The sequence below is a fragment of the Streptomyces sp. NPDC091412 genome (genome assembly GCF_044756885.1).
Taxonomy (GTDB): domain Bacteria; phylum Actinomycetota; class Actinomycetes; order Streptomycetales; family Streptomycetaceae; genus Streptomyces.
The window spans coordinates 156,597-169,433 of record NZ_JBIVTV010000001.1 but is presented as its reverse complement, the minus strand read 5'-3'; the positions used below and the strand labels follow the sequence as shown (position 1 = coordinate 169,433).

At 71.2% G+C, this 12,837-nt stretch carries 14 protein-coding genes and 5 tRNA genes; 12 read left to right on the top strand and 7 right to left on the bottom strand.

All coding sequences use genetic code 11. The features are described 5' to 3' along the window. Positions 1–12 precede the first annotated feature (12 nt). The 3 genes from ACIQMV_RS00755 to ACIQMV_RS00745 form a co-directional block, all read right to left on the bottom strand. A tRNA-Val gene (locus tag ACIQMV_RS00755) sits at positions 13–84 on the bottom strand. A 1-nt stretch (position 85) separates the two neighbouring features. Beyond that, positions 86–159, bottom strand: a tRNA-Cys gene (locus ACIQMV_RS00750). Positions 160–197: 38 nt separating this feature from the next. Further along, positions 198–270: transfer RNA gene (locus ACIQMV_RS00745), tRNA-Gly, on the bottom strand. Positions 271–448: 178 nt separating this feature from the next. Here ACIQMV_RS00745 and ACIQMV_RS00740 point away from each other — a divergent pair. The 3 genes from ACIQMV_RS00740 to ACIQMV_RS00730 all read left to right on the top strand — a co-directional run bounded on the left by ACIQMV_RS00740 (position 449) and on the right by ACIQMV_RS00730 (position 3,219). Then, a complete protein-coding gene (locus tag ACIQMV_RS00740) occupies positions 449–1,501 on the top strand; it encodes a chorismate-binding protein (RefSeq protein ID WP_402590078.1) in 1,053 nt (350 codons plus the stop codon). Continuing rightward, positions 1,498–2,319 carry an aminotransferase class IV gene (locus ACIQMV_RS00735; RefSeq protein WP_401775137.1) on the top strand — a complete coding sequence of 274 codons (822 nt, stop codon included), beginning with the start codon at positions 1,498–1,500 and terminating at the stop codon, positions 2,317–2,319. The genes ACIQMV_RS00740 and ACIQMV_RS00735 overlap by 4 nt, the downstream gene beginning before the upstream one ends. A 75-nt stretch (positions 2,320–2,394) precedes the next feature. Next, on the top strand, positions 2,395–3,219 hold the full coding sequence (locus ACIQMV_RS00730) for a GNAT family N-acetyltransferase (RefSeq protein ID WP_402590076.1): 825 nt from the start codon (positions 2,395–2,397) through the stop codon (positions 3,217–3,219). A 47-nt stretch (positions 3,220–3,266) separates the two neighbouring features. Here ACIQMV_RS00730 and ACIQMV_RS00725 read toward each other — a convergent pair whose 3' ends face one another. Next, on the bottom strand, positions 3,267–3,797 hold the full coding sequence (locus ACIQMV_RS00725) for a DsbA family protein (RefSeq protein WP_402590075.1): 531 nt from the start codon (positions 3,795–3,797) through the stop codon (positions 3,267–3,269). Positions 3,798–3,988: 191 nt separating this feature from the next. Here ACIQMV_RS00725 and ACIQMV_RS00720 point away from each other — a divergent pair, with 191 nt between their 5' ends. After that, on the top strand, positions 3,989–4,435 hold the full coding sequence (locus ACIQMV_RS00720) for a hypothetical protein (protein WP_141362693.1): 447 nt from the start codon (positions 3,989–3,991) through the stop codon (positions 4,433–4,435). A 138-nt stretch (positions 4,436–4,573) separates the two neighbouring features. Further along, on the top strand, positions 4,574–4,726 hold the full coding sequence (locus ACIQMV_RS00715; protein WP_172633024.1) for a hypothetical protein: 153 nt from the start codon (positions 4,574–4,576) through the stop codon (positions 4,724–4,726). 100 nt (positions 4,727–4,826) lie between these two features. Here the strand turns inward: ACIQMV_RS00715 and ACIQMV_RS00710 are convergent, their stop codons facing one another. Both ACIQMV_RS00710 and ACIQMV_RS00705 read right to left on the bottom strand, forming a co-directional pair. Further along, entirely contained in the window at positions 4,827–5,387 is a 561-nt protein-coding gene (locus tag ACIQMV_RS00710; protein ID WP_402590072.1) for a CGNR zinc finger domain-containing protein, read from the bottom strand. 235 nt (positions 5,388–5,622) lie between these two features. Then, positions 5,623–6,036, bottom strand: coding sequence for an SsgA family sporulation/cell division regulator (locus ACIQMV_RS00705; RefSeq protein ID WP_004002642.1), 414 nt, complete (start codon positions 6,034–6,036; stop codon positions 5,623–5,625). Positions 6,037–6,228: 192 nt separating this feature from the next. Here ACIQMV_RS00705 and ACIQMV_RS00700 point away from each other — a divergent pair, with 192 nt between their 5' ends. The 4 genes from ACIQMV_RS00700 to ACIQMV_RS00685 all read left to right on the top strand — a co-directional run bounded on the left by ACIQMV_RS00700 (position 6,229) and on the right by ACIQMV_RS00685 (position 7,728). Next, the gene (locus ACIQMV_RS00700) at positions 6,229–6,693 is read left to right on the top strand and encodes a TIGR02611 family protein (RefSeq protein WP_402590070.1); all 465 of its coding nucleotides are present in this window, start codon (positions 6,229–6,231) and stop codon (positions 6,691–6,693) included. Positions 6,694–6,774: 81 nt separating this feature from the next. After that, positions 6,775–6,846 (top strand) — tRNA-Val (locus ACIQMV_RS00695). A 324-nt stretch (positions 6,847–7,170) separates the two neighbouring features. After that, positions 7,171–7,617 (top strand): SRPBCC family protein, encoded by a 447-nt coding sequence (locus ACIQMV_RS00690; protein ID WP_402590068.1) that lies wholly within the window; start codon positions 7,171–7,173, stop codon positions 7,615–7,617. A gap of 39 nt (positions 7,618–7,656) precedes the next feature. Then, positions 7,657–7,728, top strand: a tRNA-Val gene (locus ACIQMV_RS00685). A gap of 236 nt (positions 7,729–7,964) precedes the next feature. On the opposite strand, the gene ACIQMV_RS00680 is transcribed toward ACIQMV_RS00685, so the two are convergent. Continuing rightward, complete coding sequence (locus ACIQMV_RS00680; RefSeq protein ID WP_141362701.1) at positions 7,965–8,693, bottom strand: 3'-5' exonuclease; 729 nt, start codon at positions 8,691–8,693, stop codon at positions 7,965–7,967. A gap of 181 nt (positions 8,694–8,874) precedes the next feature. Here ACIQMV_RS00680 and ACIQMV_RS00675 point away from each other — a divergent pair, with 181 nt between their 5' ends. The 3 genes from ACIQMV_RS00675 (at position 8,875) to thrS (ending at position 12,781) form a co-directional block, all read left to right on the top strand. Beyond that, the gene (locus ACIQMV_RS00675; RefSeq protein ID WP_402590067.1) at positions 8,875–9,441 is read left to right on the top strand and encodes a DUF4365 domain-containing protein; all 567 of its coding nucleotides are present in this window, start codon (positions 8,875–8,877) and stop codon (positions 9,439–9,441) included. Then, on the top strand, positions 9,438–10,673 hold the full coding sequence (locus tag ACIQMV_RS00670) for a hypothetical protein (RefSeq protein ID WP_402590065.1): 1,236 nt from the start codon (positions 9,438–9,440) through the stop codon (positions 10,671–10,673). Before ACIQMV_RS00675 ends, ACIQMV_RS00670 begins: the two co-directional genes overlap by 4 nt. 131 nt (positions 10,674–10,804) lie before the next feature. After that, positions 10,805–12,781, top strand: coding sequence for a threonine--tRNA ligase (gene thrS / locus ACIQMV_RS00665; protein WP_141362707.1), 1,977 nt, complete (start codon positions 10,805–10,807; stop codon positions 12,779–12,781). Positions 12,782–12,837 lie beyond the last annotated feature (56 nt).

Below are 12,837 nucleotides of genomic sequence, written 5' to 3'. Positions count from 1 at the left end.
CGGCAGATCCAGTGGACGATACTGGGATTGAACCAGTGACCTCTTCCGTGTCAGGGAAGCGCTCTCCCGCTGAGCTAATCGTCCTTGGAGGTGGAGACGGGATTTGAACCCGTGTAGACGGCTTTGCAGGCCGTTGCCTCGCCTCTCGGCCACTCCACCAGGAGTACAGGGGATCCGGGAGATCCCCTCTTCCTACGAGCGGACGACGAGGCTCGAACTCGCGACCTCAACCTTGGCAAGGTTGCGCTCTACCAACTGAGCTACGTCCGCCTGCCGTTTCGGTCCGCTTGCGCGGCCCGGCGACGTGTTGAACTCTAGCGGATTCCCGGGCCAGTACAAAAACGCGTTTGCGCAGCGTGCTGCGCTGCGCCCGCTCGGCGACGCGGCCGGGGGCCCGGAACGACACGCCCGGACCGCCCGGGACGGCGCCCGCCATAGACTCGACGGCGTGCTCGACCTGCCTCCTCTTGCCCGTTTCGGCGACCGTGTCGCCACCGGCCTGACCGATGTCACCAGCGATCCCGCGGCCCTGGACTCCAGCGGTTTCTGGGCCGTCGCCGCGGACTACGAGGGCCGGCTGACCTGCGCCCGCTTCCGTGACGTGCGGGAGGAACCCGTCCCCGCTCCCGTCCCGGGCCGGTGGCGCGGCCCGGCGGCCGGTGACTGGACCTCTTCCCTCGGCCACGCCGCGTACACGGCCGGCGTGCGCCGCGTCCGCGAGCACATCGCGACCGGCGAGGTCTACCAGGTGAACCTCTGCCGCGTGCTCGGCGCGCCGGTCGCCCCCGACGCCGACGTGGACGCCCTGACCGCCGTACTGGCCCGCGGCAACCCGGCACCGTATGCGGGAACGATTCGCCTGCCGGGCCACGGGGTGGAGATCGCCACCGCGTCCCCCGAGCTCTTCCTGCGCCGCGACGGCCGGACCGTCGAGTCCGGCCCGATCAAGGGCACCGCCCGCACCGAGGCGGAACTCCTGGCCAAGGACTACGCCGAGAACGTGATGATCGTGGACCTGGTCCGCAACGACATCGGGCGCGTCTGCGCCACCGGCAGCGTCACCGTCCCCGACCTGTGCGTCGTCGAGAAGCACCCCGGACTGGTCCACCTCGTCTCCACGGTCCGCGGCGAGCTGTGCGACGGCGCGGGCTGGCCCGAGCTGCTCGACGCCGCCTTCCCGGCCGGCTCGATCACCGGAGCCCCCAAGTCGAGCGCCGTCAGGATCATCGACGCGCTGGAGACCGCGCCCCGCGGCCCCTACTGCGGCGGCATCGGCTGGGTCGACGCCGACCGCGGTACGGGCGAGCTGGCCGTCGGCATACGCACCTTCTGGATCGACCGCGCCGCCGGCACGTCCGTCCTGCGTTTCGGCGCCGGTGCCGGGATCACCTGGGACTCGGACCCCGAGGGCGAGTGGCGGGAGACCGAGCTGAAGGCGGCCCGGCTGCTCGCGGTAGCGTCAGGCACGTACGAGGAAAGTGGAGAGGGACTGCAACGGTGAAGATCTGGCTCGACGGCGCGCTGCGGGACATCGAGTCCGCCCGTGTCTCCGCGTTCGACCACGGGCTGACCGTGGGCGACGGCATCTTCGAGACGGTGAAGGCGCTCGACGGCAAGCCGTTCGCGCTCACCCGTCACCTGGACCGGCTCACCCGGTCCGCCCGCGGCCTGGGCCTGCCCGACCCCGACCACGACGAGGTGCGCCGCGCCTGCGCCGCCGTGCTCGAGGCCAACCCGATGCCGCTGGGCCGGCTGCGCATCACCTACACCGGCGGTCAGGGTCCCCTCGGCTCCGACCGGGGGGACCACGGCCCGACGCTGCTGGTCGCCCTCGGCGAGACCACCCGCCGCCCCGACTCCACCGCCGCCGTCACGGTGCCCTGGACCCGCAACGAGCGCGGCGCCCTCACCGGCCTGAAGACCACCTCGTACGCCGAGAACGTCGTCGCGCTCGCCCGCGCCCACCAACACGGCGCCACCGAGGCCCTGTTCGGCAACACCGTCGGACGGCTCTGCGAGGGCACCGGCTCCAACGTCTTCGTCGTCCTCGACGGGGAGATCCACACCCCGCCGCTCGCCTCCGGCTGCCTCGCCGGGATCACCCGCGCCCTCACGATCGAGTGGACGGGCGCGAAGGAGACCGACCTGCCGCTGGACGTCCTGAGCCGGGCCGAGGAGGTCTTCCTCACCTCCACCCTGCGCGACATCCAGGCCGTGCACCGTGTCGACGACCGCGAACTGCCGGACGCCCCGGGCCCGGTGACCGCCAAGGCCATGCGGATCTTCGACGAACGCTCGGCACACCGACTGGACCCCTAGACACGGCGGTCCGGATCCGCACACGCGGGCCATAATCGGCTGCCGCGTCGTGCCGCAGCGGGTAGAACATCCCTGATGACCACGACCCTGCGGCCGACCGAGCCGCTGCAGCAGAACGCCGACGGAACCCGTTCACGCCGCTACCAGGTGTGCGTGAACAGCCGTCCGGTCGGCGGGATACACCTCGCCACGCACCCCGTCTTCGGGCCCTCCGTCGCCAGGGTCCTCGACCTGCACATCGACGAACCGGACCGCCGCCGGGGCCGCGGCACGGTGGCCGCGCTCGCCGCCGAGGAGGTGGTGCGCGGCTGGGGCTGCAAGCGGATCGAGGCCGCCGTGCCCGCCGACGCCGAGGCCGCGGTCCGGCTGGTCACGGCGCTCGGCTACGTCGAACGCAACCGCACCATGGAGAAGCGGCTGGACGCCACCGCGCCCGAACTGCCCGCCGGCAGCCGGGGCAGGCCCATGACCCCGGCCGAGTACGGCCCGTGGCTCGAAGACGGCAAGCGCGGCTACGCGCAGAGCTGGATCGACCGCGGTGTGCCCGCCGACGAGGCATGGGCCAAGTCGGAGGAGGACCACGCCCGGCTGCTGCCCCAGGGCCCCGACACTCCGGGCATGGTGCTCAGCGTCCTGGAGCACGAGGGCACCCCGGTCGGCACGCTGTGGGTGGCGGTCACCGAGGAGCGGGCCTTCGTCTACGACGTCGAGGCCGACGAGCGCTTCCGCGGCCGGGGCCACGGCCGCTCCCTGATGCTGCTGGCCGAGGCCCAGGCGCTGGCCGCGGGCAGAAGCGTCCTGGGCCTCAACGTCTTCGCGGGCAACACCCCGGCCGAGCGGCTGTACGAGTCCCTCGGCTACCGGCCCGTGCTGCGCGCCGTCTACAAGGAACTGCTCTGAGGAACCGCTTCGGCACTCCGTGCGAACGGGGGCGACGGACGGGCCGGTCAGTTCCCCTGCCCGGCCTCGGCCAGCAGCCGGTCCACGATCTCCTCGACGCGCTCGCGCAGCCCCTCCTGGCTCTTGCCGCCGTCCAGGCGCTCGCCCCCGACCACGTACGTCGGCGTGCCGGTCACGCCGATCGCCTTGCCCTCGGCCTGGTCGGCGTCGACGATCAGGATGTGCCGGCCGTCGATCAGCGCGGTGTCGAACTCCTCGGCGTCCAGGCCCAGTTCACGGGCCACCTCGATCAGGACGGGCTCGCCCTCGCGGGCCAGCCGCTCGACCCGGCCCAGCACCGCCTCCACGTACGGCCACCCCTGCCCCTGCTCGGCGGCCTCCTCCGCGGCCTGCGCGGCGGCGAAGGAGTGCTGGTGCTTCTCCAGCGGGAAGTGCCGCAGCCGCAGCTCCAGCCGGTCGCCGTACCGGGCACGCAGGGCACGCAGGTCGTCGAGCGCAGTACGGCAGTCGGGGCACTGGAGCTCGCACCAGACGTCGAGGACCGGGACGGGGGCGTGGGCGGGGGAGGAGTCGCTCATGGGGACAGTCTCCCAGGCCCCTGGCGGGCGCCCCAACCGGGATCACACGTCGTACGCCCCACCGGGACCTGCGGAGGAGACGACCCGGAGATCCCCCTGAAGTCCGCCCGGAACATGGCCTCCCCGGTGGTGGGCGGTGCAGGATGGAAGGGACGAACCACCCCGACCGGTGAGCCTGCCTGGAGGACCGGATGATCGCCGAGACCGTATGTTCCGCCGTTTCCGCGGCCGGCCTGGGCATCGCCGCCGTCACGGCGTATCGGCGGCGCTTCCTCGCCGCGGCCCGTATCGCCGCCTACTCCCTGATCCCGGTCGGCCTGGCGATGACCGGAATCGTCGGCTGGCTGGCCGACACCGCCCTCAGCCCGACCGCCTGGGCGGGATTCGGCCTGCTCGGCGCCGCCTGGCTGCTCTTCGCGACGACCCGGGCGGTGGAGCGCCGCCGCGGCGGCACGCGCACGGAGCGCAAAGAGACGACCCGGACGGCGGAGCGGGGAGCGGTGGCTCCGGCGGCGTCGGCGCCGTCCCTGGGACCGGCCGCCCGCACCTCCGGCCGGCCCGCCGCGAAGCCGGCGGCGTCCGGGGGCGAGGACGACTTCAGCGACATCGAGGCGATCCTGAAGAAGCACGGCATATGACGGTGATCATGGGTGCGCCCGTAAGTGATCACGGTCCGCGCCGAAGCGGACCGAAGATCACGGAATCCGGCTGACTCCCGCACAATCCTGGTGTGTTGATCGCGTCAGCCGCGGCGGCTGCGTCATCATCGCCCCGAGATGGTGGACACGACACAGAGCGAGTCCGCGCCGAAGCAGGACGAGCCGCGCGGATGTCTCTTCGCCCTTTCCCAGCCGCCGCTGATGATCTTCCTTGCGGTGATCGGGTGTCTGCTGCTCATGGCTTCGTTGCACGACCTGCTGTTGCTGTGAGCCGTATCCGTGGGTCCTCGGCGTCACCCGCCGGGGACCACGACAACCATCGGCACGGCGCCGGGACGGCCCGGACAGGTCCGTCACCCGCCCCCCCCGCTCAGCCGGCCGCCTCCTTGCGGCGCGCCCGGTAGGCGGCCACATGCAGACGGTTGCCGCACGTACGGCTGTCGCAGTACCGCCGCGAGCGGTTGCGGGACAGATCGACGAAGGCACGCCGGCAGTCGGGAGCCTCGCAGCGCCGCAGCCGCTCCCGCTCCCCGGCCACCACGAAGAACGCGAGCGCCATCCCGCAGTCGGCGGCCAGGTGGTCGGCCACGGAGGCACCGGGCGCGAAGTAGTGCACGTGCCAGTCGTACCCGTCGTGGTCCGTCAGCCGGGGCGTGGTGCCCGCGGCGGCCACCAGCTCGTTGATCATGCCCGCGGCCGTCCGGCAGTCCGGGGCCGCGAAGATCCCCGCGAACCGGCCGCGGATCCTGCGCACCGCGGAGAGATCGAACTCCGACAGCACACCCACATCGCTCATCCTGTGGTTCGCCACGAAATCCGCGAGCGCCGCGACGTCCTCCAGCCCGTCCGGTGCCCCGTCGTCCTCCGGTGCGGTGTTCACCAGATCCACCACGGTGTCCAGCGCGCACCGGGTGTCGTGGGTGATCAGCACGTTTCGCTCCCTGACCTGGGGATCGGGCACACGCCCGCCGATGCAGGCCGATGGTAGTGGCTCCACGCGCCCCCGAGCAGCTCACGGCGCCGCCGCTGAGGTCACGCGAGCACATCGGCACCAGCCCCCGCGGGAGACCGGTGCCGATGTGTTCGCGTATGCGGTTGTCCTGGCCCGAGCCGTCTCCCCGAGTGGACGGCGACGGGCAGCTTGAAGGGTTTCGACGGGCCTGCTCCTAACTCTCCGCGAGGATGTGCGACAGCTCCTGATCCAGATCGAAGTGCCGGTGTTCCGTGCCGGGGGGCACGGCCGCGTCCGTTCGCTTCAGGAAGGACTCCAGGGCCCGCGCAGGGGCCTCGAGCAGGGCTTCGCCCTCCGGAGAGCTCAGGGCGATGCACACGACGCCCTGGCCATGGCTGCGCGAAGGCCAGACACGGACGTCTCCGGTACCCGTGGGTCGGTGAAGCCCCTCGGCGAGGAGGTCGCGGGCGAACACCCACTCGACGGTCTCCTCGGCTCCGGTATGGAAGGTGGCGTGCACGGCGTAGGGGTCGGCCGTGTCGTACCGCAGGCCTGCGGGGACAGGCAGAGAGGACTCGCTCGATACAACGAGGCGCAGGTGCAGCTCGCAGCTGACCGTGGTGTTCATAAGCGCCAGGGCCTTTCGCTCAGTGTGCGCTCGGGGATTCGCACGTCGGCGAAATCGACATGCCACCTACGGTGCCGTTGTAAACCCCTCTGAGTGTTTTGCTTGGCTTTACGTAACTCTTCCGGCCGAGGGCGTGTTCGTACGGTACGCCCATTCCGGTGACCGGATTCTCGTCCGGTACGGTTGAAACGTATGAATACGGGGAGTGACGAACCGGAGAAGCCGGCCGAGGCGCCGGAAGGGGCGAAGGCCGAGGCGGAGGCGGAGGAGGCGCGGGACCGGCGGGGGCTGGGGTCGCGGGCTCCCGCGTTCGTCCGGTCACGCCGCGTGCTGCACCTGGGCTGGCAGGTGGGGATCTTCCTCGTCGGACTCCTGGTCGTGATCGCCGGCGTCGTCATGCTCGCGCTGCCCGGACCGGGCTGGCTGGTGATCTTCGGCGGCATGGCGATCTGGGCCACCGAGTTCGTCTGGGCCCAGCTCGTGCTGCGCTGGACCAAGCGCAAGGTCACCGAGGCGGCCCAGCAGGCCCTCGACCCCGAGGTGCGCCGCCGCAACATCGCGCTTACCCTGATCGGCCTGGTGATCGTCGCCGCGCTGGCCGGGGTGTACGTCTGGAGGTTCGGCCTGGTGCCGCCCTGGGACGTCGGCGGCCGCTGAACGCGGCGGGTGGCGTCCCGTTGCTCGCCGGGCCGTGGTCCCGGGTATCCCCTGACATGCGGTAATGTTCTCTCTGTGCCCGGGCGATTAGCTCAGTGGGAGAGCGCTTCGTTCACACCGAAGAGGTCACTGGTTCGAACCCAGTATCGCCCACCCGGAACCGGCGGCCCGTCTGCGATCACGCGGACGGGCCGTTGGTGTATGTCTGAGGCGCCAGAGAGCGCGGTGACGATCCGTTACTTCTGAGTGGAGCGCCGGCGAACGCGCCGAGAAGTCGACCCTCTCCGTCCCGTTCTTCCCGAAGAAGTATTTGAGGATCAAGGAGAAGGCCGACTTCCGGGACTATGTCCCATTCCGAGAGAAGTGCCGGACGCCGCCGGAGAAAATCCCCGGACCTTTTCCAAAACGCCGTCACCTTTCTTCATGGGTACGGAAGAAGAGATCCCGAACCGCGGGCGTCCGGGCCAGACTCGTTCCATGGACTGGACCCACTACCGCTTCCGCACCCGGTGGACCCTGCCCGCACCGCCCGACGCCGTCTACCGGGCGCTGGAGCGGGTCGAGGACTACCCGCACTGGTGGCGGCAGGTGCGCGAGGTGACCCGGACCGACCCGGCGACCGGCGTCATCCGGATCCGTTCCCTCCTGCCCCACGACCTGACCTTCACCGCGCGCGAGGTGCGCCGCGACCCGGCCGCCGGAGTCCTGGAGGCCGCGCTCACCGGGGACGTCGACGGCTGGGCGCGCTGGACGCTCACCGCGCACGGCACCGGCACCCTCGCCCGCTACGACCAGATCGTCGACGTGAACAAACCGCTGCTCAGGCGGCTCGCCGTGCCCGGCCGGCCCCTCTTCCGCGCCAACCACCGGCTGATGATGCGAGCCGGACGACGCGGACTGGCCGCCCACCTGGAAGCGGTTTGAACGAACGCCCCGCGGGCCTGTATGGTTCAGTGCGTTCCCGGGCGATTAGCTCAGTGGGAGAGCGCTTCGTTCACACCGAAGAGGTCACTGGTTCGAACCCAGTATCGCCCACCGGGTAAGGCCGGTCCGCACAGGCGGACCGGCCTTTCACATGCCTAGTGCTGTGACCGGAAAGGTTCACCGGCTCGCGGCGTCCGGCACGGCACTCCCCCAGCCTTCGGCCGGGGGTACCCCCACGCCGCGTTGTCGCATCACCCGAGTACATCCAGTACGCGGGCAATGCTCCGCCTTGCGAGGCACCGCACCGGACGCCGCGAGCTTCCCGGCAAACCTTTCCGGCCACAGCACTAGGCGGCCGCCGCCGGCAGGTCCGGACGCAGCGGCCACGACGGGTCCACCGTCTCCTCCGTCCCGCTGCGCGCGAACCACGCCTGAAGACCGCGGGCCTGCGCCGCGTGCCATCCCGTCTGCAGCGTGTGCAGTTCCGCCGGGGTCAGCTGTTCCAGGCGGGCCGCGAAGTGGCGGCCGAGCGCGCGGACCACCTCCAGCGCGGCCAGGGCGTCCGCCGCCGCGTCGTGCGCGTCCTGCAAGGCCACGCCGTAGTGCGCGCACAGGTCGGTGAGGGTGCGCCTGCCCTTGCGGTAGCGGTCGAGATGCTTGTCCAGCACCCGCGGATCCAGCACCCGCAGCGGCGACGCCTCGAACCAGCGCTCCAGCGACGAGGCCCGATGGCGGCGCAACTCCCGGTCCAGCAGCGTCAGATCGAACGGCGCGTTCATCACCACCAGCGGCCGCCCCAGAGCGGCCTGCTCCGCCAGCTCCTCGGCCAACTCGTACACCACCGGCGCCGGCCAGCGCCCGTTGCGCTGGAGATGCTCGTCGGTCAGCCCGTGCACCGCCGTCGCCGCCTCCGGAACCGGCACGCCCGGGTTCACCAGCCAGCGGTGAACCCGCGGCCGGAAGCCCGGGCCGTCCTGGACGACGACGGCGGCCGACACGATGCGGTCGGTCTCGACGTCGACGCCCGTCGTCTCCGTGTCGAACGCGGCCAGAGGCCCCTCGTACCAGCACGTCATACGCCCACAACTCCTCGGTCTACCCGGGCAGCTGACGCGGCGTCTCCTGCGTTCGCCTTCTGCCCGTTTGGTGATACCCGGGCTGTTTGCGCCGTACGCCGGAAGGACACAACAGGAGTGCGGGTCTTTGCAGTTCACGCGCCCGCAGCGGGGATTCACCAATCGTGGAAGGCTGTTGGTCATGGTGATGGCGCAGCCCGAGCGGGGCGGGCTGCTGCCCGAGCGCGCGAGCGCCCCACGGGGCACACTCGCCACCACCGCCTGCATGGAGACACTTCAGGTGGGCTATCTGCACGCGGTCGCCGCGGCGGCCGGCTGCTCGCTGTCGCAGCCCTTCCCCGACAACGGCATCGACTGGCACGTCAGCCACAGCGCCCCCGGTCACACCGTCGACGACGAGGTGACCATCAAGGTGCAGCTGAAGTGCACCTACCAGGTACCGCCCAACCCCCCGGGCCGGTTCTTCTCCTTCACGCTCGACAACGCCCACCTGGCGAAACTCGCCCGCACCCCGGTCTCGGTGCACAAGATCCTCGTCGTGATGATCGTGCCCCGGTCGCAGGACCAGTGGCTGCGCGCCGGCCACGACCGGCTCGACCTCAGACACTGCTGCTACTGGGTCAACCTCGCCGGCCACCCCGTCACCGGCCGGCACCGCACCACCGTGCGGATGCCGACCTCGCGCATCTTCGACGACCGGGCCCTGTGCGAGATCATGACGCGGGTCGGGACGGGAGGCAGACCATGACACACCGCCCCCTCGGCCAGCCGCTGCGACCGGTGCGACCGCACCCCGTCGGCGCCCACCGCAACCGCCTCCCCGCGCCCTCCGACGTCGACCCCGCCGTCCTCGGGGCCCTGCTGCGCCGGCACGGCTGGCAGCGGCGCGGCGGCGCCGTCGGCCGCTACGGCCGCTGGACCCCGCCCGGCCCCGGCGGCGCCGGCACCAGCCTGCTCGTGCCCGAGAGCCGCGCCTTCCCCGACAGCGACGACCTGCTCGGCGAGGCACTGGACGCCCTCGCCCGCAGCGGCACGCCCTCCGCGCGCGAGGTACTGGTCGCGCTCAGCCTGCCCAGCGACGAGATCCGCTGGTGGCGGGACGTGCCGGAGGGGCCTGCCGACGCCGCCGGCTGGACCGTCGAGGAACGGCTGCGCGGCGCCGCCCGGCAGATGCTGCTCGCCGCCGCGCTCGCCACACGCGCGCGTGCCGGCTACCACGGCGCCCGCCACCGGCGTACGGCCGCAGCGTGCCTGGACCACGTCCTCGTCGGCTCCGCCGCCGACGGCCGCGGCCTGACCGCCTTCGTCCCCGTCGACCCCGGACGCCCCCTCGCCGTATGCCTCCACCAGGCCCTGTACGCCGTCCGCGAGGCCGTCGACTACCGCCGGGCCACCGGCGCCATGGACGCCTTCGACGGCGCCGTCCGCGCGGGCGCCAGCCGTGAGCTCACCGAGGCCGTCGCCGCCCTCGTCCGCGGCACCGAGGGCGCGCGCGTCGCTGTCGAGTGGGCGCCCGCCGCGGGCGTCCCCGAGGCCTGCGCGGCCGCCGCAGAGGCCGTCGAGTTCTCGCCGGGCGACCTGCCCGTGCTGCGCGAGGCGGGCGCCCGCTATCTGCACGCCGAACCGTCGGTGCCCGCGCGGATCACCGGCACCGTGGTGCGGCTGCGCCGTGCGCAGCCGCGCGGCGAGGGCACCGTACGGCTGCGGGTGCTCGCGGGCGCAGAAGTGCCGTACGTGCGCGCGACCCTGGACGAGGAGGACTACCGCATCGCCGGGCACGCCCACCTCGTCGGACTGCCGGTGCGGGTGCTCGGACGGCTGGAGAGCCGCGGCGGCTTCCGCCGGCTCACGGGCGCCTCGGGCGTCGTACCCGTGCAGGTGGACGACGAGGAGCGGGACCGGCTGATGAAGTCGTTGCAGGAGAACGCCAAGGACACGGACTGCTTCGAGGAGGCGTGCGGCGGGGACGACCGCGACTGACGCGGACGACCGCGACCGACCGTGGACCGTGCGTAATCGTTTCGCGGTCACGGGCCCGGGGTCGGTACGATCCCAGTCATGCGCGCGCTCCAGGTATGGCGCCGCACCCCACCTGCAGTCAGGAGAGACCGGTGTCAGACGTCCGTGTGATCATCCAACGCGATTCCGAGCGGGAAGAGCGCACGGTGACGACGGGCACCACGGCCGCCGACCTCTTCGCCGGCGAGCGCTCGATCGTCGCCGCGCGCGTCGGTGGCGAACTCAGGGACCTCGCCCACGAGATCGAGGACGGCGAGACCGTCGAGGGCGTCGAGATCTCCTCCGAGGACGGCCTCAACATCCTGCGCCACTCCACCGCGCACGTCATGGCGCAGGCCGTGCAGGAGATCTTCCCGGAGGCCAAGCTGGGCATCGGCCCGCCGGTCAGGGACGGCTTCTACTACGACTTCGACGTCGAGAAGCCGTTCACGCCCGAGGATCTCAAGGCCATCGAGAAGAAGATGCAGGAGATCCAGAAGCGGGGCCAGCGCTTCTCCCGCCGCGTCGTCACCGACGAGGCCGCCCGCGAGGAGCTGGCCGACGAGCCGTACAAGCTGGAGCTGATCGGTCTCAAGGGGTCGGCTTCGCACGATGACGGAGCGGACGTCGAGGTCGGCGCCGGCGAGCTGACGATCTACGACAACCTGGACGCCAAGACCGGCGAGCTGTGCTGGAAGGACCTCTGCCGCGGTCCCCACCTGCCCTCCACCCGGCTGATCCCGGCGTTCAAGCTGATGCGCAACGCCTCGGCGTACTGGCGCGGCAACGAGAAGAACAAGCAGCTCCAGCGCATCTACGGCACCGCCTGGCCGTCCAAGGACGAGCTGAAGGCGCACCTGGACTTCCTCGCCGAGGCCGAGAAGCGCGACCACCGCAAGCTGGGCAACGAGCTGGACCTGTTCTCCATCCCCGAGCAGATCGGCTCCGGCCTGGCGGTCTTCCACCCCAAGGGCGGCATCATCCGCCGGGTAATGGAGGACTACTCGCGCCGCCGCCACGAGGAGGAGGGCTACGAGTTCGTCTACACCCCGCACGCGACCAAGGGGAAGCTCTTCGAGACCTCGGGCCACCTGGACTGGTACGCCGAAGGCATGTACCCGCCCATGCAGCTCGACGAGGGCGTGGACTACTACCTCAAGCCCATGAACTGCCCGATGCACAACCTGATCTTCGACGCACGCGGGCGGTCGTACCGGGAACTGCCCCTGCGGCTCTTCGAATTCGGCACGGTCTACCGCTACGAGAAGTCGGGTGTCGTGCACGGCCTGACCCGTGCCCGCGGCTTCACCCAGGACGACGCGCACATCTACTGCACCCGCGAGCAGATGGCCGACGAGCTCGACAAGACGCTCACCTTCGTGCTGAACCTGCTGCGCGACTACGGCCTGACCGACTTCTACCTGGAGCTTTCCACCAAGGACCCGGAGAAGTACGTCGGCTCCGACGAGGTCTGGGAGGAGGCCACCGAGACCCTGCGCCAGGTCGGCGAGAAGCAGGGCCTGCAGCTGGTCCCGGACCCGGGTGGCGCGGCGTTCTACGGCCCGAAGATCTCCGTCCAGGTCAAGGACGCGATCGGCCGCACCTGGCAGATGTCGACGGTCCAGCTCGACTTCAACCTGCCCGAGCGCTTCGACCTGGAGTACACGGCCGCGGACGGCACCAAGCAGCGCCCGGTCATGATCCACCGCGCGCTGTTCGGAAGCATCGAGCGGTTCTTCGCGGTCCTGCTGGAGCACTACGCGGGCGCGTTCCCGGCGTGGCTGGCGCCCGTCCAGGCGGTCGGTATTCCGGTGGGCGACGCCCACGTGGAGTACCTCCAGAAGTTCGCCGCGGACGCGAAGAAGAAGGGCCTGCGCGTCGAGGTGGACTCCTCCTCGGACCGCATGCAGAAGAAGATCAGGACGCATCAGAAGCTCAAGGTGCCGTTCATGATCATCGTCGGTGACGACGACATGAACGCGGGCACGGTGTCGTTCCGCTACCGCGACGGTTCCCAGGAGAACGGCATTCCGCGTGACGAGGCGCTGGCGAAGCTCCTCGACGTGGTGGAGCGCCGCGTACAGGTGTGATGCGGCGCCCAGCGACATAGGTCTTCAGGCCCCCGGGGCATCCCCGGGGGCCTTTG

Coding starts and splice junctions, on each gene's coding strand:
- ACIQMV_RS00690 (WP_402590068.1), top strand. CDS start 7,171: ATGGACTGGACCCACTACCGCTTCCGCACCCGGTGGACCCTGCCCGCA.
- ACIQMV_RS00700 (WP_402590070.1), top strand. CDS start 6,229: ATGAATACGGGGAGTGACGAACCGGAGAAGCCGGCCGAGGCGCCGGAA.
- ACIQMV_RS00705 (WP_004002642.1), bottom strand. CDS start 6,036: ATGAACACCACGGTCAGCTGCGAGCTGCACCTGCGCCTCGTTGTATCG.
- ACIQMV_RS00715 (WP_172633024.1), top strand. CDS start 4,574: ATGGTGGACACGACACAGAGCGAGTCCGCGCCGAAGCAGGACGAGCCG.
- ACIQMV_RS00680 (WP_141362701.1), bottom strand. CDS start 8,693: ATGACGTGCTGGTACGAGGGGCCTCTGGCCGCGTTCGACACGGAGACG.
- ACIQMV_RS00725 (WP_402590075.1), bottom strand. CDS start 3,797: ATGAGCGACTCCTCCCCCGCCCACGCCCCCGTCCCGGTCCTCGACGTC.
- ACIQMV_RS00670 (WP_402590065.1), top strand. CDS start 9,438: ATGACACACCGCCCCCTCGGCCAGCCGCTGCGACCGGTGCGACCGCAC.
- ACIQMV_RS00675 (WP_402590067.1), top strand. CDS start 8,875: ATGGTGATGGCGCAGCCCGAGCGGGGCGGGCTGCTGCCCGAGCGCGCG.
- ACIQMV_RS00730 (WP_402590076.1), top strand. CDS start 2,395: ATGACCACGACCCTGCGGCCGACCGAGCCGCTGCAGCAGAACGCCGAC.
- ACIQMV_RS00720 (WP_141362693.1), top strand. CDS start 3,989: ATGATCGCCGAGACCGTATGTTCCGCCGTTTCCGCGGCCGGCCTGGGC.